This is a genomic window from Marilutibacter spongiae (assembly GCF_014145325.1).
Taxonomy (GTDB): Bacteria; Pseudomonadota; Gammaproteobacteria; order Xanthomonadales; family Xanthomonadaceae; genus Marilutibacter; species Marilutibacter spongiae.
This window is the reverse complement of the sequence record NZ_JACHTF010000006.1, coordinates 67,612-87,768: the sequence shown is the minus strand read 5'-3', so window position 1 is coordinate 87,768 and position 20,157 is coordinate 67,612. Positions and strand designations below refer to the sequence as shown.

16 protein-coding genes are annotated in these 20,157 nt (G+C 70.1%); 4 read left to right on the top strand and 12 right to left on the bottom strand.

Annotated features, from left to right (window positions below; genetic code table 11):
- The first annotated feature begins 28 nt into the window (after positions 1 to 28).
- On the top strand, positions 29 to 1,756 hold the full coding sequence (locus H4F98_RS06930) for a peptide MFS transporter (protein ID WP_343064742.1): 1,728 nt from the start codon (positions 29 to 31) through the stop codon (positions 1,754 to 1,756).
- A gap of 84 nt (positions 1,757 to 1,840) precedes the next feature.
- Here the strand turns inward: H4F98_RS06930 and H4F98_RS06925 are convergent, their stop codons facing one another.
- From H4F98_RS06925 to ssb, 6 genes are all read right to left on the bottom strand, one after another.
- Positions 1,841 to 3,829 carry an alpha/beta hydrolase family protein gene (locus H4F98_RS06925; RefSeq protein ID WP_182686185.1) on the bottom strand — a complete coding sequence of 663 codons (1,989 nt, stop codon included), beginning with the start codon at positions 3,827 to 3,829 and terminating at the stop codon, positions 1,841 to 1,843.
- A gap of 152 nt (positions 3,830 to 3,981) precedes the next feature.
- The gene (gene rfbD / locus H4F98_RS06920) at positions 3,982 to 4,881 is read right to left on the bottom strand and encodes a dTDP-4-dehydrorhamnose reductase (protein WP_182686183.1); all 900 of its coding nucleotides are present in this window, start codon (positions 4,879 to 4,881) and stop codon (positions 3,982 to 3,984) included.
- Positions 4,878 to 5,435: a dTDP-4-dehydrorhamnose 3,5-epimerase gene (gene rfbC / locus H4F98_RS06915; RefSeq protein WP_182686181.1), complete on the bottom strand. Its 558-nt coding sequence runs from the start codon at positions 5,433 to 5,435 to the stop codon at positions 4,878 to 4,880. Before rfbC ends, rfbD begins: the two co-directional genes overlap by 4 nt.
- Complete coding sequence (rfbA, locus tag H4F98_RS06910; RefSeq protein WP_182686178.1) at positions 5,432 to 6,316, bottom strand: glucose-1-phosphate thymidylyltransferase RfbA; 885 nt, start codon at positions 6,314 to 6,316, stop codon at positions 5,432 to 5,434. The genes rfbC and rfbA overlap by 4 nt, the downstream gene beginning before the upstream one ends.
- A 12-nt stretch (positions 6,317 to 6,328) precedes the next feature.
- A complete protein-coding gene (gene rfbB, locus H4F98_RS06905) occupies positions 6,329 to 7,381 on the bottom strand; it encodes a dTDP-glucose 4,6-dehydratase (protein ID WP_182686176.1) in 1,053 nt (350 codons plus the stop codon).
- Positions 7,382 to 7,449: 68 nt separating this feature from the next.
- The gene (ssb, locus tag H4F98_RS06900) at positions 7,450 to 7,947 is read right to left on the bottom strand and encodes a single-stranded DNA-binding protein (protein ID WP_182686174.1); all 498 of its coding nucleotides are present in this window, start codon (positions 7,945 to 7,947) and stop codon (positions 7,450 to 7,452) included.
- A 241-nt stretch (positions 7,948 to 8,188) separates the two neighbouring features.
- On the opposite strand from ssb, the gene H4F98_RS06895 reads away from it, so the two are divergent.
- Positions 8,189 to 9,184 (top strand): polyprenyl synthetase family protein, encoded by a 996-nt coding sequence (locus H4F98_RS06895; RefSeq protein WP_182686173.1) that lies wholly within the window; start codon positions 8,189 to 8,191, stop codon positions 9,182 to 9,184.
- Between the two features lie 10 nt (positions 9,185 to 9,194).
- Here the strand turns inward: H4F98_RS06895 and H4F98_RS06890 are convergent, their stop codons facing one another.
- The 4 genes from H4F98_RS06890 to H4F98_RS06880 all read right to left on the bottom strand — a co-directional run bounded on the left by H4F98_RS06890 (position 9,195) and on the right by H4F98_RS06880 (position 15,477).
- Positions 9,195 to 9,992 (bottom strand): dienelactone hydrolase family protein, encoded by a 798-nt coding sequence (locus H4F98_RS06890; protein WP_182686171.1) that lies wholly within the window; start codon positions 9,990 to 9,992, stop codon positions 9,195 to 9,197.
- A 79-nt stretch (positions 9,993 to 10,071) separates the two neighbouring features.
- On the bottom strand, positions 10,072 to 11,514 hold the full coding sequence (gene murD / locus H4F98_RS06885) for a UDP-N-acetylmuramoyl-L-alanine--D-glutamate ligase (protein WP_343064741.1): 1,443 nt from the start codon (positions 11,512 to 11,514) through the stop codon (positions 10,072 to 10,074).
- The gene (gene murL, locus H4F98_RS16835; RefSeq protein ID WP_246372956.1) at positions 11,495 to 12,898 is read right to left on the bottom strand and encodes a UDP-N-acetyl-alpha-D-muramoyl-L-alanyl-L-glutamate epimerase; all 1,404 of its coding nucleotides are present in this window, start codon (positions 12,896 to 12,898) and stop codon (positions 11,495 to 11,497) included. Before murL ends, murD begins: the two co-directional genes overlap by 20 nt.
- The gene (locus tag H4F98_RS06880) at positions 12,895 to 15,477 is read right to left on the bottom strand and encodes a bifunctional aspartate kinase/diaminopimelate decarboxylase (RefSeq protein WP_343064740.1); all 2,583 of its coding nucleotides are present in this window, start codon (positions 15,475 to 15,477) and stop codon (positions 12,895 to 12,897) included. Before H4F98_RS06880 ends, murL begins: the two co-directional genes overlap by 4 nt.
- Positions 15,478 to 15,671: 194 nt before the next feature.
- On the opposite strand from H4F98_RS06880, the gene H4F98_RS06875 reads away from it, so the two are divergent.
- Positions 15,672 to 16,556, top strand: coding sequence for a PhzF family phenazine biosynthesis protein (locus tag H4F98_RS06875; RefSeq protein ID WP_182686166.1), 885 nt, complete (start codon positions 15,672 to 15,674; stop codon positions 16,554 to 16,556).
- Here the strand turns inward: H4F98_RS06875 and H4F98_RS06870 are convergent.
- Together H4F98_RS06870 and H4F98_RS06865 are read right to left on the bottom strand one after the other, a co-directional pair.
- Positions 16,525 to 17,256, bottom strand: a complete 732-nt coding sequence (locus H4F98_RS06870; protein ID WP_182686165.1) for an alpha/beta hydrolase — start codon at positions 17,254 to 17,256, stop codon at positions 16,525 to 16,527. The two genes, H4F98_RS06875 and H4F98_RS06870, sit on opposite strands and share 32 nt — an antisense overlap.
- Positions 17,257 to 17,267: 11 nt before the next feature.
- Positions 17,268 to 17,720, bottom strand: a complete 453-nt coding sequence (locus tag H4F98_RS06865) for an OsmC family protein (RefSeq protein ID WP_182686164.1) — start codon at positions 17,718 to 17,720, stop codon at positions 17,268 to 17,270.
- Between the two features lie 345 nt (positions 17,721 to 18,065).
- On the opposite strand from H4F98_RS06865, the gene fusA reads away from it, so the two are divergent.
- On the top strand, positions 18,066 to 20,129 hold the full coding sequence (fusA, locus tag H4F98_RS06860) for an elongation factor G (RefSeq protein WP_182686163.1): 2,064 nt from the start codon (positions 18,066 to 18,068) through the stop codon (positions 20,127 to 20,129).
- Positions 20,130 to 20,157: the final 28 nt, after the last annotated feature.

Here is a 20,157-nt window from a genome sequence, read left to right as displayed (position 1 = left end):
CCGAGCTTTGCCATCCACAAGGTGCCCAGTGCCAGAAGCCCAAGCCGTCGCGCACGATCGCGACGAATTCCTCGGCCACCCGAAAGGCCTGTTCGTCTGCTTCTTCACCGAGATGTGGGAACGCTTCTCCTTCTACGGGATGAAGGCCCTCCTCCTGCTGTACCTGCTGAAGTACCACCTGTTCGGCGACGACGCCGGTTACGACCTGCTCGGTGCCTACGGCGGCCTGGTGTACGCGATCCCGGTGATCGGCGGCCTGCTCGCGGACCGTTACCTGGGCATGCGCAAGGCGGTGCTGCTGGGCGGCATCCTGCTGGTACTGGGGCACATCGGCATGGCCTTCGAGGGCGAGCAGGCGCGCATCGTCGCCGGCGAGGTGGTCCGCGACGAAGGCGCATTGCAGGTGTTCTACCTCTCGCTGGCGCTGATCATCATGGGCGTGGGCTTCCTGAAGCCGAACATCTCCACCATCGTCGGCCGCCTCTATCCGGAGAACGATCCGCGCCGCGATTCGGGCTTCACCCTGTTCTACGCCGGCATCAACGTCGGGGCCCTGTTCGCATCGCTCATCTGCGCCTTCCTCGGCGAAACCTACGGCTGGAGCTACGGCTTCGGTGCCGCCGGCGTCGGCATGCTGGCCGGCCTGGTGATGTTCGTCTGGGGCCAGAAGTACCTGCATGGCCACGCCGAGCCCAACGACCCGGACAAGCTGCGCGAACGCGTCGGCCCGCTCAGCCGCGAATGGTGGATCTACCTGGGCAGCCTGGGCGGCGTCGCCATCGTCTGGCAGCTGATCCAGCGCACCTGGACGGTGCACGGCGCGATGCACATCATCGCCCTCCTGCTCGCGGTGTGGTTCGTCTACTTCCTGGTCACCCAGTGCAACCGCGTGCAGCGCCAGCAGATGATCACCCTGGTGCTGTTGATCATCGGCGTGCTGATCTTCTTCACCCTCTACGAGCAGACCTACGGCTCCTGGGTGACGTTCACCGACCGCCTGCTGACCAAGGACCTGTTCGGCGCGGCCGACAACGCCTACGTCCCGGCCCTGCCCTGGGCGGTGTACGCGCTCGCGGCAAGTCCGCCGTTGATGATCGCCGCGCTGATGGCCAGCGACCGCGGCCGCGGCGACGTCGCCAAGGGCCTGGTGGTGCTGATGGGCGTGGGCCTGTTCGTGGCGATTGCGCACGACATCGTGCTCGTCAAGCAGACCGCCGGCTCGCTGACCTTCCTGGGCGCGTTCTTCATCGTCGTGCTGGCGCCGATCTTCTCCTGGTTCTGGCCGTGGCTGGAGAAGCGCGGACTCAACCCCAGCAAGCCGGCCAAGATGGGCATCGGCCTGGTCTTCGCCGGCCTGGCCTTCCTGCCGATGGTCGCCGCTGCGCAGTACGCCGGTGCCAGCGACGCCATGGCCAGCGTGTGGTGGCTGGTGCTGGCGTACTTCGTGCTGGAGATCGGCGAGATGTGCCTGTCGCCGATCGGCCTCTCCGCGGTCACCCAGTTGTCGGTGGCCCGCGTCGTCGGCCTGATGATGGGTGCCTTCTGGCTGGCGACCGCTTATTCGGAGGTACTCGCGGCCGGCTTCGGCAAGCTGGCGTCGATCGAGGTCGCCGAAGGCGCCACCCTCGACATGGCCGAGGCCGCCAGCAAGTACTCGGACCTGTTCTGGTTGATGGTCTGGGTCGGCGTGGGTTCGGGTGTGGTGTTCCTGCTGCTCACGCCCCTGGCCAGGCGCTGGATGCACGGCGTCAAATAGGACGCCGGCAGCGAAAAAAAGGGCGCCCCGCGGGGCGCCCTTCCTGTTTGCGGCAATGGCGCGCCGCGAGCGGCAGGCCGGCGATCAGTTGCCGGCGGCGCCCTGCTGCGTCGACCCCGTGGTCGCGACCTCGCCGCCCAGGCTCCGGGCGAAGAAGGCGAGCAGCCGCGTGTAGAACTCGCGGCGGTGCTCTTCCTTGTAGAAGCCGTGGCCTTCGTCGCGGTAGTAAAGCGACTCGACCGGCACGCCGGCCTGCTTGAGCGCGCGTTCCATCATCTCGGTGTGGGTCACCGGCGCGACCTCGTCCTCGCCGCCGGCGGCCAGGAACACCGGCACCTTGATCCGCTCGGCGAACCGGTTGGGCGAGACGTCGCCGAGGGTATCGACATCGCCGACCCAGTCCTTCGACCAGTTGCCGAGGCTGCTGCTGTCGCGCGCATCCTGCTTCTGCATGGCAGGGAGGTCGTAGACGCCCACGTAACCCGCGGCGCAACGGTACAGCGAGGGTTCCTTGGCGACGCCCATCAGTGAAGCGTACGCGCCGTAGCTGGCGCCATACAGGCAGATGCGCGCGGGGTCGGCATGACCCTGCTCGATGGCCCAGCGCGTGGCATCGGTCAGGTCGTCCTGCATGGCCTTGCCCCATTGCCGGGCGCCGGCCTGCTTGAATGCCTTGCCGAAGCCCCCCGACCCGCGGAAGTTGACCTGCAGCACGGCGTATCCGGCGTCGGCAAGCATCTGTACTTCGGGCTGGAAGGTCCAGTAGTCGCGGATGCCGTAGGGTCCCCCATGGGGCAGCACGATCGTCGGCAGCGACTTTCCATCGCTTCCCGCGGGTACGGTCAGGTAAGCCTGGAGCGGCAGACCATCGCGTGCGGGTATGGTGACGGAGCGCATGCGCGCCATGGCGTCGGGGTCGATCCACTGCGCCCGGCTCACCACGTGGTTCGCCTTTTTCGCAACGGTGTCGAAGAGGAAGTAATCCCCGGGTGAGGTATCGCTCCATACGGCGACAAGGACCAGGCGGTTGTCGTCGGTCGTCGATGTCACCGACACCGCCTGGCCCGGGAATGCTGCCTCAAGGCTCTTGTACAGGCGGGCCTCGCTCGACTCCGGGTCGAAGAACGCGGTCCGCGGCGTGCCGCCCATGAACATCACGCCCACTGGCTGGTGGGTGTTGTTGCGGTAGATCAGGTGATCGGGGTCCACGGAGGCATCGCGCGCAACCTCGCGCGGAGCATCCCACTTGCCGACGTCGTAGGCGACGATGGCATCTGGCCCCTGGGACCGTTCAGCGATGAAATAGGCCACGTTGTCGTCCGCGGAGAAGCCGACGGGACGTTCGATGAGCGGATTGACGTCCTCGTCGCGGATCAGCTCCCAGTCGGCACCGGCCTTGGCGCGGTAATAGAGCTTGAGCGCATTGTCGACGTCCGCGCCGATCGCGAACCGGACCTCGCCGGCGTTGTCGGTCGTCATCCTCGCATTGCGCACCGGCGCGGCGGCGAGCTGGATGCGACGGCCCGTGAACACGTCCATCCGGTCAGCGCGGGTGAAGGGATCCTGGTTGAATGGCGTGATCGAAACCACGACGAACTTGTCCTCGGCCGGCAAGTCGTCGACCAGGTAGGCCTGCACCGGCTCGACCTTCTTGGGCTTGATGGTCGTGCCCGGCCCGGGGCTGGCGACCGACTGGCCCGCCAGGATCTCGGCGCGGCTGCCATCGGCATTGATCGCATACAGGTTGCCATCGGGCAGGGGCTGGGCCAGCAGGCCGAACTTCTGTGCCGTGCTGATGACCAGGCGCTCCGGGCTCACCCATTGGAAACCGATCACATGGGTATTGCGCTCGAGGGTGAAGTTGCCTGTCACCTCGAGCGTCTCGCGATTGAGGACGACCAGCGCGGTGCGATCCTCCAGCAGCACCGTGGCCGCGTAGTAATCGCCGTTCGGCGAAATCTTGATGTCCGTGAAGCTGTCGCGCTTCACGTAGGCATCCAGGTCGACCGCCCGGACCGGCGACGCCGTCGTGGCGACCAGTGCGAGCATCGACGCCGCAATCCACTTCTTCATCCTTTTACCCCTGTCTCCGTGGAACCTTCGACTGGACGCGCGCGGCATGCGGGCGCGCCCGGCAACCCGGCCCGTTTCGATGATGCCGCTCCCCGCGGCCCGAACCGGAGATTAGCGGAAAACGGGCGCCGGTGAGCCGGCGCCCGTCCCGATCAGGGCGCCGCTTGGGGCGCGAGCGTGCGCGAAAGCGCGTCGCGCCAGTCAGGGAGTTCGAGACCGTATTCCTGCTCGAGACGGCCCACGTCCATGACTGAATAGGCGGGGCGACGGGCCGGCGTCGGGTATTCCGAGGTGCGGATGGGCACCACGCGGGGCTTGCGGGGCAGGATTCCCGACGCGGTGGCCTCGTCCATGATCGCGACCGCGAAATCGCACCAGCTGCACTGCCCGCGTGCGGTCAGGTGGCGAATGCCATCGGCCTGGATCCCTTTCTCCAGGATGGCGGCGGTGGTGTCGGCGATCAGCCAGGCGGGCGTCGGGGTGCCGACCTGGTCGTCGACGACGCGCAGTTCGTCGCGCTCGGCGCCCAGGCGCAGCATGGTCCTGAGGAAATTGTGGCCATGCAGGCCATAGACCCACGCGGTGCGCAGCACCAGGTAGCGGGCCCCGCTTTCGGCCAGCGCCCGCTCGCCGGCACGCTTGCTTTCGCCATACACGCCCAGCGGATCCGTGGGGTCGGCCTCGGTGTATGGGCGATGGGCGCCGCCGTTGAATACGTAATCGGTCGAGTAATGGACCAGCGCGATGCCCTGCCTCGCGCAGGCACGCGCCATCGCCGCAGGGGCCTGGGCGTTGATCCGGAACGCCACGTCGGGCTCCTGTTCGGCCTTGTCGACGGCCGTATGGGCAGCCGCATTGACCACCACGTCCGGCCGCACGCGCTCGATCAGCGAGCCGATCGCGGCACCATCGGCCAGGTCCACAGCCTCGCAACGACCGCCCCCGACCCGCTCGCCATCGCGGGTCGCCGCGACCACCGTTCCCAGCGTCGAGAGGCTCCGCACGAGCGCATGGCCGAGTTGGCCATTCGCGCCGATCACCAGCGACTTCATGGCGCGTGGACCGGGAGCCGGTGTTCGTCGAGTCCGGACAGGAAGGGTGCGTGCGCGTCCTTGGGCGAAAGCAGCGGCTCGCTCACGGGCCAGTCGATCCCCAGCGTCGGATCGTTCCAGCGGATCCCCGCGTCGGCGTCGCGATCGTACGTGGCGGTGCACAGGTAGGTGAACACCGCGCGCTCGCTCAGCGTGACGAAGCCATGCGCGAAGCCTTCCGGGATCCAGAAGTGGCGCTTGTTCTCCGCGCTCAGGTGGACCGCGGTCCATTGCCCGAAGTGTGGTGAGCCGCGGCGGATGTCGACCGCGACGTCCCAGACCTCGCCCTCCACGACCGAAACGTACTTGCCCTGGGGGTTGGGCCACTGGTAGTGGAGCCCCCGCAACACGCCGCGGCTGGAGGCGGATACGTTGCCCTGGACGAAGGCGGGCGACAGCCCATGCGCGGCCAGCTTGTCGTGGTTGAACGACTCGAAGAAGAAACCACGCTCGTCGCCGAACACCTGCGGTTCGATCACCAGGCACCCGGGCAGGTCGGTGTCGATGACCTTCATGGCACGAACCCCCGCCGGGCCAGGCCCATCAGGTACTCGCCATAGCCGTTCTTGGACAAGGGCCTGGCGAGTTCGACCAGGTCGGCATCGCTGATCCAGCGGTTGTTCCAGGCGATCTCTTCCGGGCAGCACACGCGCAGGCCCTGTCGTGCTTCGATCGTCTCGATGTAGTTGCTGGCCTCGAGCATGGACTGGTGGGTCCCCGTGTCGAGCCAGGCGTAGCCACGGCCCAACGGCTCCAGGTGCAATTCGCCCGACGCCAGGTAGCGCTTGTTGAGGTCGGTGATCTCGAGCTCGCCCCGCGGCGAGGGCCTGAGTTCGGCGGCGAAGTCGCTGGCGCGACCGTCGTAGAAGTACAGGCCGGTGACCGCGTAGTTCGAACGCGGCTGGGCCGGCTTCTCCTCCAGGCTGACGACGCGGGCCTGGCTGTCGAACTCGGCCACGCCGTAGCGCTCGGGATCCCTCACCCAGTATCCGAAGACCGTTGCGCCCGCCTGGCGTTCGTCCGCGCGCCTGAGCAGGGCGGTCAGTCCGGGGCCGTGGAAGATGTTGTCGCCCAGGACCAGGCAACTGGGCTGTCCGGCCAGGAATTCGCGCCCGATCAGGAACGCCTGCGCCAGGCCGTCGGGGCTGGGCTGCGCCGCGTATTCCAGGCGCATGCCCCACTGCGAGCCGTCGCCGAGCAGGTTCCGGAACAACGGCTGCTCGTGCGGGGTGTTGATGATCAGCACGTCGCGGATCCCCGCCAGCATCAGCACGCTGAGCGGGTAATAGATCATCGGCTTGTCGTAGATCGGCAACAGTTGCTTGCTGACGGCCTGCGTGACCGGATACAGGCGGGTGCCGGAGCCGCCTGCGAGGATGATGCCCTTGCGTGCCATGTGTCGTGCTCCTCAGCCCTGGCCGATGCGTTCGAGCCGGTAGCTGCCGTCCAGCACGCGCTGGACCCAGTCGCCGTTGGCCAGGTACCAGTCGATCGTGCGGGCCATGCCTTCGTCGAAGCCCACGGCCGGTTCCCACCCGAGTTCGTCGCGCAGCTTGCCCGCGTCGATCGCGTAGCGCCGGTCGTGTCCCGGACGATCGGCCACGAAGGTGACCAGCGACTCGCGCGCGCGCCCGTCCGCGAGTGGGCGGCGCGCGTCGAGCAGGCGGCAGATCGTCCTGACCACGACGAGGTTCTCGCGCTCGGCATTGCCGCCCACGTTGTAGGTCTCGCCGGGACGTCCCTTCTCGAGCACGCGTTCGATCGCGTCGCAGTGGTCCTGGACGAACAGCCAGTCGCGCACGTTCAGGCCGTCGCCGTAGACCGGGATTGGCTCGCCGGCCAGCGCCTTGGCGATGACCAGCGGCACCAGCTTCTCCGGAAACTGGTACGGACCGTAGTTGTTCGAGCAGTTGGTCGTCAGGACCGGCAACCCGTAGGTGTGGTGGAAGGCGCGCACCAGGTGGTCGGAGGCGGCCTTCGACGCCGAATACGGCGAGTTGGGCGCATAAGGCGTCGTCTCGCTGAAGCGGCCCGACTCGCCCAGGCTGCCGTACACCTCGTCCGTGGAGACATGGAGGAAGCGGAACGCGTCGCGCCGCTCGCCCTCCAGGCCCTTCCAGTAGTCGCGCGCGCACTCCAGCAATCCCAGGGTGCCCACGACATTGGTCTGGACGAAGGCGGCGGGGCCGTCGATGGAACGGTCGACGTGGCTTTCCGCCGCGAAGTTGACGATGGCGTCGGGCCGGTGCTCCGCGAGCAGGCGCTGGACGAGGTCGCGGTCGCCGATGTCGCCGCGCACGAAGACGTGATCGTCGTTGCCTTCCAGGCGGCCCAGCGTGTCCAGGTTGCCTGCGTAGGTCAGCGCGTCGAGGTTGATGACCCGGACGCCGCGCGATACGGCGCCCAGGACGAAATTACCCCCGATGAAACCGGCACCGCCAGTCACAAGCCATGTGGGCACTCGGGCACTCCCCTGGGATTCGATGCAATCGGTACGGTCGCGCGGGCCAGCGCCCAGGGCGGCCGCGCTCAGAACGGGATGTCGTCGTCGGCGAAGTCGTCGGCGAAGTCGTTGGACTTGGCCGGCGGCGCCTCGCGGCGCGGCTGCGATGCCTGCTGGCGCGGCGCGGAAGGACGGTCGCCACCACCGCGATACTCGCCACGACCACCGCCGCCACCGCCGCCACCTTCACCGCCACCACCGAGCATCTGCATCTCGTCGGCGATGATGTCGGTGAAGTACTTCTCGACGCCATCCTGGCCGGTGAACTTGTCGTACCGGATGGACCCTTCGATGTAGACCTGGCGCCCCTTGCGCAGGTACTCGCCGGCGATCTCGCCCAGCTTCCCGAACAGCTTGACCCGGTGCCACTCCGTCCGCTCCTGGCTGTTGCCGTCGCGATCCTTGCGCACGCTGCTGGTCGCCACGCTGAGGGTGCAGATGGCCATGCCGCCCTGCGTGTATTTCATTTCGGGGTCGTTGCCGAGGTTGCCGACCAGGATCACCTTGTTGATGCCGCGTGCCATGGGATGGGTCCTAATTTGAAGTCCGGGAATGCCCCCGCTCGTGCCACCGGGGACCGACATTGCAGTATACCCTCCCCTCCCGCGCCATCAGGCGGGCGCCTGCAGCACTGTAGGATTTTCCTGAATCGCCGCTGGCCCGGTGCCCCTCACGTCCCCGCGAGGGGCCGTCGCGCACGCAGCCCACGCCCGTCCAGTCGACCACTCCGCTTATAATTCGCCGACTCCAAGCCAGCGGAACTCCATGTCAGTCCAAGCCCAGGCCGCGTCGCCGGACCTCGCCGCCATCCAGTCGCTCGCCCGGGAGGACATGGGCGCGGTCGACGCGCTGATCCGCCGCCGGCTGGCGTCCGACGTGGTGCTGATCAACCAGGTCGCCGAGTACATCGTCGGTGCCGGGGGCAAGCGCCTGAGGCCGATGCTGCTGCTCCTGGCCGCCGGCGCCCTGGGCCACCGCGGGCCGGACGCGCACCAGCTTGCCGCCGTGGTGGAGTTCATCCATACCGCGACCCTGCTCCACGACGACGTCGTCGACGAATCCGACCTGCGCCGCGGCCGCCGCACGGCAAACGCGGTCTGGGGCAACGCGGCCAGCGTGCTGGTCGGCGACTTCCTGTATTCGCGCAGCTTCCAGCTGATGGTCGAGCTCGACCGCATGGAGGTCATGCGCATCCTCGCCGACACCACCAACCGAATCGCCGAGGGCGAGGTGCTGCAACTGCTGCACGTGCGCAATCCCGATACCGACGAGGCCGCCTACCTGCGGGTCATCGAGCGCAAGACCGCGGTGCTGTTCGCCGCCGCGACACGCCTGGGGGCGCTCATCGCCGGCGCCGACGCGGCCACCTGCGACGCCCTTCACGACTACGGCCTGCAGCTGGGCTATGCCTTCCAGATCGCCGACGACGTGCTCGACTACGCCTCGGACGCGGACACGCTGGGCAAGAACCTGGGCGACGACCTCGCCGAGGGCAAGGCCACCCTGCCCCTGATCCATGCGATGGCCCATGCCGATGGCGCCACCCGCCAGCGCCTGCGCGAGGCGGTCGAACACGGCGACACCGGCGCCCTGCCCGAGGTGCTCGACGCGATCCGCGCGCACGACAGCCTGGGCTACAGCCGCGGTCGCGCCGCTTCGTATGCCGATGCCGCCGAGGCCAGCCTGTCGGGGCTGGCCGACAACGCGTACGTCGCCGCCCTGCGCGGGCTGGCGCGCTACGCGGTCAGCCGCGACCACTGAGTCCGGGGCTTCAGCCGCCCGGGGCCTGGAAACGCTCGCCCAGGAAGTCGCGCATCATCTCGAACGCGCGCCGGGCCGAGCGCGCGTCGTACCGGCAGTTGCCGGTCTTGCCGGCGTCTTCGGGATGGGTGAAGCAGTGGGCCGCGCCGCTGAAGTTGACCAGTTGCCAGTCGGCCCCGGCGGCATCCATCTCCTGCTCGAAGGCGAGGATGGCCTCGTCGGGCACCGAGGTGTCGTCGGCCCCGTTGAGGACCAGGATCGAGGTGGCGACCGGCGACTGCGCACCGGCCGGCGCGGGCGAGCCCAGGCCGCCATGGAAGCTGACCACGCCGTCGACGTCGGCGCCCGCCCGCGCGATCTCCAGCGCGACCGTGCCGCCGAAACAGTAGCCGATCGCGGCCACGCGCCCGGCGTCGAGCGGCAGTCGCCCGGCCTGTCCACGCAGGGCCGCCAGCGCGTCGCCCGCCCGTTGCCGGGCGGTCACGCCGCCGTCGGCGAACACGGCCTGCACCTGCTTGCGCGCCTCGTCGCTGTCGGCGGGCCGGATGCCCTTGCCGTACATGTCCGCGACCAGGACGACGTAGCCGGCGCCGGCGACCTCGCGCGCCTGCGCGATCGCCGCATCGGTGACGCCCATCCAGTTGGGCACCATCAGCACGCCGGGCCGGGCTTTGCCGACGTCGTCGTAGACGAGCACGCCGCTGAACGTCTTGTCGCCGCTCGCCCACTCCAGGGGCGCCTGCTGGATCGCGGCCACGGCCGGCAGGGTGGCGAGCGAGACCGCGAGGGTAAGGAGGATGCGGCGCATGGGACGTCTCCGGGCGAAGGGATCCCGAGGATAGCGCGGCTGTCGCGAGCGCCGGGTGGAGGGCGCCGCCGCGCCGCCTTCAGTGGATGCCCAGTTCCTGGATGGTACTGATGCGCTCGGGGTCGAACCCGGCCAGGGCGGCGAAGCGGCGACCGCGATCGACGTAGTCGAGGAACGGGCCGAAGCTGGGCGCGCCGGGCGAGAGCAGCACGACGCCCTCCCCCTCCAGCGCGCGGACGGCCATGGCCATCGCGTCCGCGAGCGACTCGGCCTCGGCCAGCCGGAAGCGGCCTCCAGTGGCCAATCCAGCCAGGCGGGCGGCGATCCGCGGCCCGTTCTGCCCCATCGCGACGATCGCCATGGGCGCCTGCCTGGCCATTGCATCGGCGAAGTCACCCCAGTCGATGCCGCGGTCATGGCCGCCCACCAGGACCGCCACGCGACGGTCCCGGAAGCACTCCAGTGCCGCCAGGGTGGCGTGCGGCGTCGTGCTGATGGAGTCGTTGACGAACTCGATGCCCTCGCGCACGCCCAGCGACTGCAGCCGGTGCGGCAGGGGCTGGAAGCCCGCCGCGGCCGGCGCCAGCGCGCGCGCGTCCAGGCCCAGCGCGTCGATTGCCGCGAGGACTGCGCAGAGATTGCTGCGGTTGTGACGCCCCGGCAAGGGCAGGCCGGCGGTGTCGAGGATCCGCGCCTGGCCATGGCAGAGCATGTCGTCGCGCAGGTGCCAGCCGCGCGCGTCGCCGTACCAGTGGATGTCGCTTTCGGGCAAGGACAGGCGCGACAGGCGCGGGTCGGCGGCATTGAGGACGGCGATCCTGGGCCGCGCGTCGGTCACCAGTCGCAGCTTGTCCTCGATGTAGCGCGCCTCCGAGCCGTGCCAGTCCAGGTGCTCGGGGAAGATATTGGTCACCACCGCCACGTCCGGGCGCGCACCGCTGTCGGCGACGTCGCCGGTCTGGTAGCTCGACAGTTCGATCGCCCAGTAGGCCGGTACCGGCACGTGCGCCGGCAACTCGAGCAGCGGCATGCCGATGTTGCCCGCCAGCGCGGTACGGTGCCCGCCCGCCCTGAGCAGGTGCGCCAGCAGCGCGGTGGTGGTGCTCTTGCCCTTGGTGCCGGTCACGCATACGGCATGCTCGACGATGCCCGTGCCGGAGGCATGCTCGGCGAACCAGATCGCGGTGGCGCCGGTGAAGCGCGTGCCGGCCGCCCGGGCGGCGATCACCTCCGGGCGGTGCGGGCTGATACCGGGCGACTTCACCACCAGGTCGAAGCGCGACAGGCGCTCGGCGTCGACGTCGACCTCCACCTGCAATGCGGGATCGGCCAGTGCGAGGATGGACTCGCGCTCTTGAGCGTTGCACAACACCGTCAGCGGCAGCGGCGCGTCGTTGACCGCGCCGAACCGCGTGGCGCTCGCCCGCAGCGCGGCATGGGTCGCGCGGCCTTCGCGCCCCCAGCCCCACAGGGCCAGGCGGCCGCCCGCGGCGACGAGCGACTCAAGCTGCGAAATACGCACCCAGGCGCTCCGCCAACGGGGCCGGGATCCGGTGTTCCTCGTCGGGTACCAGCAGGGGCTCGATGCGCAGCGCCTCGGGATCGAGCTGCGGCAGGATCTCGCGGATGAAGCGTTCCACCAGCGCATCGCCACGCCATTCGGCGCGCGTGGCCAGCCAGGCCATCGCCGCGCGGGACTCGCGCCCCTCGCCCACGCACTCGAAGGGCTTGTGCTCGCGGAACTCGAGCAGGGCGTCGTAGCCGGCGGTCTGCGCCGGGTCGTCGAGCAGGTTGCGGCCGAAGATGCCGACCAGTCGCGTCTTGGGCATGAACGGCGCCAGGGCCAGGAACACGAAATGGCACTTCGGGCAGACGCCGCACCAGCGGTTCGCCGGTCGCTCGCCGAGGATGTGGAAGTTGCGGTTGCAGCTGGAGAAATGGCCGTCGTAGCGGTCGCCGCGCGCGAACTGGCGCGCCACCGCGAGCTCGCTGAGCGGCCGCAGCAGCGAGTAATAGGACAGGTCGGCGGCGACATGGCGCTCGACGTACTCGCCGAAGGTCTTCTCGAACGCCCAGCCCTTCGACCACTGGTGGTTCACTTCGCCGGTGACGCTGCCGTCGGGCGCGAGGATCAGGCTGCCGTAACTGGCCGAACGCTCGTTGGAGAAGACCACCTGGTCGACGCCATTCAGCAGCGCGGCCAGCACCAGGATCGCCGAGTTCACCGCCGTCACCGGGATGTGTCCGTTCCAGGCGCCCTGCCGGTTGTACTCGAACAGGGCCGGGGCCAGCGCGCGCCCGATGTTGAGCATCGGCAGGCCGGTGCGTTCGGCGCAGGCGCGGATCAATTGCGAGCCGCCAATCCAGCTGACGGTCTGTTCCACGCCCAGGCCGCGCAGGGCCTCGATGCTGACCAGCGAGTCCTTGCCGCCGCCGATCGCGACCAGCGCATGCCGGCGCAGGCCGAGCGCGGGCGCAGGCGTGTGCGCCTCACCGTCGGCCGGGAAGCGGATGTGGCCGTGCAGGTCCAGTCCGTTGCGGTAGGCGAATTCGCCCAGGCCATTGAGATAGATGTCGTCCAGCAACGCTGCGGTCGCCGCGTCGATGCCGTAGCCTTCGATGCGGATCGCGCGCGGCACCGCCGCCTTGTAGTAGCTCACGCCCGCGACCAGGTGCAGCAGGCGCAGGGCCTGCTCCACCGCCCGTGCGCGTTCGCCCTCGAGCGCGAACGGCGCGCCGGGCACGGTGACGGTCTCGACCAGCTCGGGGCCGTCGTCGAAGGCATAGACCAGGCGCGCGACGCCGGTATCGGCATCGAATTCGCAGCGCACGAACCGGAAGGCTTCGATCGCGTCGCGCTGGAACTTCCAGGATCCGCTGGCCGGTGTGTCCACGGTGTCACTCATTCAATCACGTCCTCGGCCGGCAAGGCCCGCAGGTTGTAGGTACTGGCCATGCTCATGCCGTAGGCTCCGGCGTCGGCGACGAGCATCACGTCGCCGGGCGCGGTGCCGTCGGGGAGCTGCACGCGGTGGCCGAACACGTCGCTGGATTCGCAGATGGGCCCGACGACGTCGAACGCGCCGTCCTTCGCCGCATCCAGGCGTTGCAGGTTCACGATCTCGTGCCAGGCATCGTAGAGCGCCGGGCGCACCAGGGCGTTCATGCCGGCGTCCAGCCCAACGCGCCGGATACCGTCCTTCTCCACCACCTGGGTGGCCCGCGACAGCAGCACGCCGGCCTCGGCGACCAGGAAGCGCCCCGGCTCGATCGTCAGCTGGAACGCCGGATGGATGGCCTTGACCTCGGCCAGGCCCTCGGCCCAGTCGCGCAGGTCGAAGGGCTCGTCGTCGGCGCCGTACGGGATCGGCAGGCCGCCGCCGATGTCCAGCACTTCGACCGTGCCGATCCGGCGCGCGAAGCCGGCGAGGTCGTCGTACATCTGCCGCCAGTGCGCGCGCGTCTCCACGCCGCTGCCCAGGTGCGCGTGCACGCCCACGATGCCGATGCCGAGCGCGCGCGCGGCCTCCACGAACTCGTCGACGCGGCCCGCCGCGAGCCCGAACTTGGAGGTCTTGCCGCCGGTGGTGACCTTTTCGTGGTGGCCGTCGCCGAAGCCCAGGTCGATGCGCAGCCACAGCCGCCGGCCACGGAACACGTCGGGCCAGTTGCGCAGCGCCTCGACGTTGTCGAGGGTGACGGTGACGCCCATGCCAAGCGCGGCCTCGTACTCTTCGCGCGGGGCGAAGCTGGGGGTGAACAGCACCCGCGCGGGATCCATGCCGGGCAGGACCGCGAACACGTGCCGCAACTCGCCCAGCGACACGCATTCCAGGCCGAAGCCCTCGGCGACCAGGGCCTTGAGGATCTCCGGGTGGGAATTGGCCTTGATCGCATAGTAGCGGCGATCGATCGCGTCGATCGCGGCAAGCTGGCGGGCACGCTCGCGCACCGTCGGCAGGTGGTAGGCATAGCGAGGGGTCGGGCCTTCGGCCAGTCCCAGCAGGCGGTCCCGCTCGCCGATCCACCAGGGCGTGGGCTTGGGCCGCAACTGCCCCTCTATCTCGCGCCAGCGCGGACCGAACACCTCGGTCTCGTGCACCGGCATCGCGCCGCTGTCGATCAGCTCGGCGTGCAGGAACGGCAGCATGCCGTCGGCATCGGCCTCGTCGATGACGAAGGTCAGGTTGAGGTCGTTGGACGACTGCGAGATCAGGTGCACGCGCTCCTTGCCGAACGCGGCCCAGACCCCGGACAGCTTGTGCAGCATCGAGCGCATGCCACGACCGACCAGGGTGATCGCGGCGCAGGACACGATGACCCGGACCCGGCAGATCTCCTCCAGGTCGGCCGACAGCGCCTCGAGCACGTTGGTGCTGACCAGGTTCTCGCTGGGGTCCAGCGACACGGTGACGTTGGTTTCCGCCGAGCCGATCAGGTCCACCGAGAGGCCATGGCGACGGAAGCGCTCGAACACGTCGGCCAGGAAGCCCACCGATTGCCACATGCCGACGCTTTCCATCGACACCAGCACGATGCCGTTGCGACGGCTGATCGCCTTGACGCCGGGCAGGGTGGCCGCGGCGCCGTCGATGCGGGTGCCCGGCAGCTCGGGGCGCTCGGTGTCGAGGATCGCCATCGGCACGCCCGCGTGGCGGCAGGGGCCGAGCGAGCGCGGGTGCAGGACCTTGGCGCCGGTGGTGGCGATTTCCTGCGCCTCGGCGTAGTCCAGCCGGGTCAGCAGGCGTGCATCGGGCACTTCGCGCGGGTTGGCGCTGAACATGCCCGGCACGTCGGTCCAGATCTCGACCCGCTGCGCCCTGAGCAGGCAACCGAAGTAGGCCGCCGAGGTATCGGAGCCGCCGCGTCCGAGCACCGCGGTGCTGCCGTCGCGATGCCGGGCGATGAAGCCCTGGGTGATCAACATCGCGGTGGGCTGGGCGGCGAATCGCTCGCCGAAGCCGGCGTCGACCTCGCGCTGGCAGTTGACCGAGAGCCGCTGCGACCACTCGCTGGCATTGGGCAGGGACACCGCGTCGAGCCAGTCGCGGGCATCGCACCAGCCGAAGTCGTGGCCCTGCGCGCGCAGGTACGCCGCGCCCAGCGTGGACGACATCAGCTCGCCCTGGGCCAGCACGTCGGCCTGCCAGTCCAGCGCCAGCGCAGCCGCGCGCGGGTCGGCGCCCAGGGCGCGCAGCACGCCGAAGCGCTCGCCCAGGACATCGTCGGCGTCCAGGTCGAGGTCGCCGCAGAACGCGCGGTGGCGCTCGACCAGGGCCTCGATGCGCGCGGGGACGCCGTCGCCCGCGCAGATCGCGGTGAGCTCGTTGGTCACGCCCGACAGGGCCGAGACCACGACGAGCACGCGCGCGTCTTCCTCGGCCATGCGTTTGGCGGCCAGGCGTCCGATGGTGTCCCAACGATTGCGGCGCGATACCGAGGTCCCGCCGAACTTGAGTACGACCCAACGCTGTCCTTGTGCCACCACCATGCCTCTGAGTTATATGGATAGGTTCGATGGGATCGGGCGCGCTCCGCCCGTAGCCCTTAAAATCACCGGTCGGCGGCATCCCCTCGGGACCGCACCGCGCCGGCGCCCGGCGTCGCCAGCGAAGCGACGCCAAACCGCGATTCTAGTCGAACTCCCTCCCCCGCATCGCCCCAGGACCCTCTTTCGATATGCCCCGTCGTTATCTCCAGCTGGACGTCTTCGCCCATCGCCCGGGGGCCGGCAACCCCCTGGGCGTGATCCCCGATGCCGAAGGCCTGGACGCGGCGACCATGCAGGCGATCGCCCGCTGGACCCGACTGCCTGAAACGACCTTCGTCTTTCCTCCGACACAAGCCGGCGCGAGCTACCGCATCCGCATGTTCAGCCCGCAACGGGAAGTACCCTTCGCCGGGCACCCCAGCGTGGGCACAGCGCACGTGGTGATGGAGGCCGGCATCGCCGCCCCCGTCGACGGCCTGCTGTGGCAGGAAGGCGCGACGGGCGTGTTGCCGCTGGCGGTGACCGGATCGGGCCGCGAACGCCGCATCGCGGTGCGGGCACCGCGTGCCCGGGTGGCCGAAACCGCCGCGCACGGGGACGGCCGCATCGCCGCCGCGCTGCCGGGCGTCGCCCCCGGGCGGTTGCCGCCCGCGCTGATGGACGGCGGCCGTCGCTGGTGGGTCGTGGAACTGGCCGACGAGGCGACGCTTCGCGCCGCCGCGCCCGACTGGGACGCGGTCGCCACCCTGGCCGCCGCGACCGACAGCATGGGTGTGTTCGCCTTCGCCCATGCGGATGCCGGGCAGGAGCACGACCTCGCCGTGCGCGCCTTCGTCGGCGCAGGTGCCCGCTTCGAGGACGCGGCCTCCGGCGCCGCCAATGCCACGCTCGCGGCCTGGCTGGGGCACAACGACACCGTCCCGGGCCAGGGCGGTCGCTACGTCGCCAGCCAGGGACGCGAGGTGGGTTACGACGCGCGCCTGCACCTGCGCATCGACGCGGCGGGCGACATCTGGTCCGGCGGCCAGGCCTGCGACGTGCTCAGCGGCGAGCTGGACTGGCCGGGGACCTGACGCCGGGCGCCGACCGCGCCCACCACGCCAGCACCGTTTCGGCGCAGGCCGCCGCCTCCCGGCCCAGCAGCGGACCCACGTGGCTCGCACCGGGCAGCGTGACCATGTCCGCCCCCCAGGCATGGGCCAGCGCGCCGGTCAGGCCCGGGGGCACGTCGTCGTCGTCGATCGACGCCATGCACAGCACCGGGCAATCGGGCCTGGACAGGGCCAGGCCGGCGTGCGCCTGCCGCAGCACCTGGCCGGACTCGTCGCGCCAGCGGCGGAACGCGAACAGCGCCGTGGCCGGCTCGGCATCGGGTATCGCGCGACGGGTCGAGTCCAGGCGCGCCAAGCGACCCCAACTCACCCGCCCGGCCCAGTCGCGCGCCGGCAGCGCCGCGGCCCAGGGTGCCGGGGGCAAGGGATTGACCAGGACCAGGGCATCGGCGCTGTCGGGCGCGATCGCGGCCGCGAGCAGGCCGCCGAGGCTGGCGCCGACCAGCAGCCGCGGCCGCGGCAACGCGCGCAGGGCTGCATCGGCCTGGGAACGGTAGTCGTCCAGGCCCGTCGCCGCCAGGCCGTCGCCCACCGGCAGCAGGTCGGGCGCGGACACCACCAGCCCGGCAGCTTCGAACACCCGGGACCAGACCGCCCACTCCCAGCCGCCTCCGCCGGCGCCATGCAACAGCAGCGCATGGCCGGCTCGCGGGTTCGGCATGCGCAGCAGGCTCAGGACGCCAGCGTCGCGTCGAGGCTGACCGGGACCGACAGCGCGCGCGAGATCACACAGCCGGCCTTGGCCGCCTCGGCGATCGACTGGAAGCGCTCGGCATCGATGCCCGGGACGGCGGCTTCCACGACCAGCTTCACGCCGGTCACGGTCGGCCCCGGGTCCATGCCCGGGTCCATCGACACCTCGGCACGGGTCTGTATGCGCTCGGGCGTGAAGCCTTCCTTGCCCAGCACGGCCGACAAGGCCATGCTGAAACAGCCGGCATGGGCGGCGGCCAGCAGTTCCTCGGGGTTGGTGCCGCGGCTCCCGGACTCGCCGGGCTCGCCGAAGCGGGTCTTGAAGGAGTAGGCCTGGTCGGCGAACAGGCCGCTCTGGGGGGTGCTCATGGTGCCCGCGCCGGCCTGCAGGTCGCCCTGCCAGACCGCGTCGGCGTATCGCTTGAATGCCATGTCTCGTGTCTCCGTGGGAGGACTCTCCGGGGGTCGCATGCGCGCGCGCCGGGGCCGGAGCCCCTCGGCCCGATGCCGCCGCATGGTGGCACGCGCGGCGCGGGCGGCACGTGAGGGGACGCGGCTGCGCGCCCCGGCGCCCGCCCCCTTGACCCGGCGCCCGGTTGGCGCGAGCCTTGGGGCCCGGCTTCGGCCGGATCCCGCCATGACCGCCCGCCGAGCGCACACCGCCCTCGGATGGCAGCGCTTCCGACGCGGACAGCCATGACGCCCGAACTGCGGTATTTCCGCAGGAGCCCGGCCGTCGATGGCCGGACTCCCACCTCGAACGGGAGGCACGGCCCCATGTCGTACAGTACGCAGGACATCCGCAACGTGGCCCTCGCAGGCCACCCCGCCGCCGGCAAGACCACCCTCTTCGAAGCCCTGCTGCACGCCGGCGGCACCCTCCAGACGGCAGGCAGCGTCGAGCGCGGCAACACGGTCTCGGACTTCGACCCCATGGAGAAGGCGCGCGGCCACTCGCTGGACGCCGCGATCGCGTCCATCGACCACAAGTCGGCGTCCGGGCGGCGCGTCCACGTCAATCTGCTCGACACGCCGGGCTACCCGGACTTCCGCGGCCCGGCGCTGTCGGCCCTGGCGGCGGTGGAGACCGTGCTGCTGGTCGTCGACGCCGACCACGGCGTCGAGTACGGGACCCGGCGGATGATGGAGTACGCCCGCGCACGCAAGCTCTGCCGCGCGATCGTCGTCAACAAGATCGACCACGAAGGCGCCGACTGCGGGCGCGTGCTCGACGAACTGCGCGAGGCCTTCGGCCCGGTATGCCTGCCGCTCAACCTCCCCGCCGACGGCGGCCGCGCGGTGGTCGACTGCTTCGCCTCGCCCAGTGGCGACAGCGATCTCGGGCCTGTCGCCGACTGGCACCAGAAGATCATCGACCAGGTCGTGGAGGTCAACGAGTCGGTGATGGAGCATTACCTGGACCTCGGCGAGGGCGGCCTGTCCGGCGAGGAACTGCACGATGCCTTCGAACAGTGCCTGCGCGAAGGCCACCTGGTCCCGGTGCTGTTCTGCTCCGCGCGCAGCGGCGTCGGCGTGCCTGCCCTGCTCGACGTCGCCGAGCGCCTGTTCCCGCACCCCGGCGAGGCCAATCCCCCGCCCTTCGCCAAGGGCACCGGGCCCGACGCGACCCCGCTGGAGCCCCGCCCCGACCCCGCCGCGCACGTGATCGCCGACGTCTTCAAGATCGTCAACGATCCCTTCGTCGGCAAGCTCGCGGTGTTCCGTGTCTACCAGGGCACGGTCCGCCGCGACAGCCAGCTGTTCATCGACGATGGCAAGAAGCCTTTCAAGGTCGGCCACCTGTTCAAGCTCGCCGGCAAGGACCACGCCGAGGTCGACCAGGCCGTCCCCGGCGACATCGCGGCGGTCGCCAAGGTCGACGAGTTGCACTTCGACGCCGTCCTGCACGACAGCCACGACGAGGACCATATCCACCTCGCACCGCTGGATTTCCCGCGCCCGATGTTCGGCCTGGCCGTCGAAGCGACCCGCAAGGGCCAGGAGCAGAAGCTGGCGTCGGCCCTGCACAAGCTCGCGGAAGAAGATCCCTGCTTCGTGGTCGAGCACGAGAGCGAGACCAACGAGACGGTCGTGCGCGGCCTGTCCGACCTGCACCTGCGGATCAACCTCGACCGCCTGCGCGAACGGCACGGCGTGGACGTCGAATCGCGGCCGCCGCGCATCGCATATCGCGAGACCATCGGTGCCCGCGCCGAGGGCCACCACCGCCACAAGAAGCAGACTGGCGGCGCCGGCCAGTTCGGCGAGGTGTTCCTGCGGGTGGAGCCGCTGCCGCGGGGCGAGGGCTTCGAGTTCGTCGACCAGGTCAAGGGCGGCACGATTCCCGGCCAGTTCCTGCCGGCGGTCGAGAAGGGCGTGCGCCAGGTGCTCGATGGCGGTGCGCTGGCCGGCTATCCGATGCAGGACGTGCGGGTGATCGTCTACGACGGCAAGCACCACCCGGTCGACAGCAAGGAGGTGGCCTTCGTGGCGGCCGGCCGCAAGGCCTTCCTCGACGCGGTCGGGAAGGCACGGCCGCAGGTGCTCGAGCCGATCGTCGAGCTGGAGGTCAACGCACCCGAGCAGCACATGGGCGACATCAGCGGGGGCCTGGCGGCCAAGCGCGCGCGCATCCATGGCACCGACGCGCTGCGCGGCGGCGAAATCGTGGTCAAGGCGCAGGTGCCGCTGTCGGAACTGGAAGGCTACGCGGCCGAGCTGAAGTCGGTGACCGCCGGGCGCGGCCGCTATTCGCTGGACTTCAGCCACTACGAGCCCGTGCCCACGCAGGTGCAGCAGAAACTGGTCGAGGCCTACAAGCCGCGGCACGACGACGAGTAGACTGACCTGCCCTGCCGAGGTCGCCCCA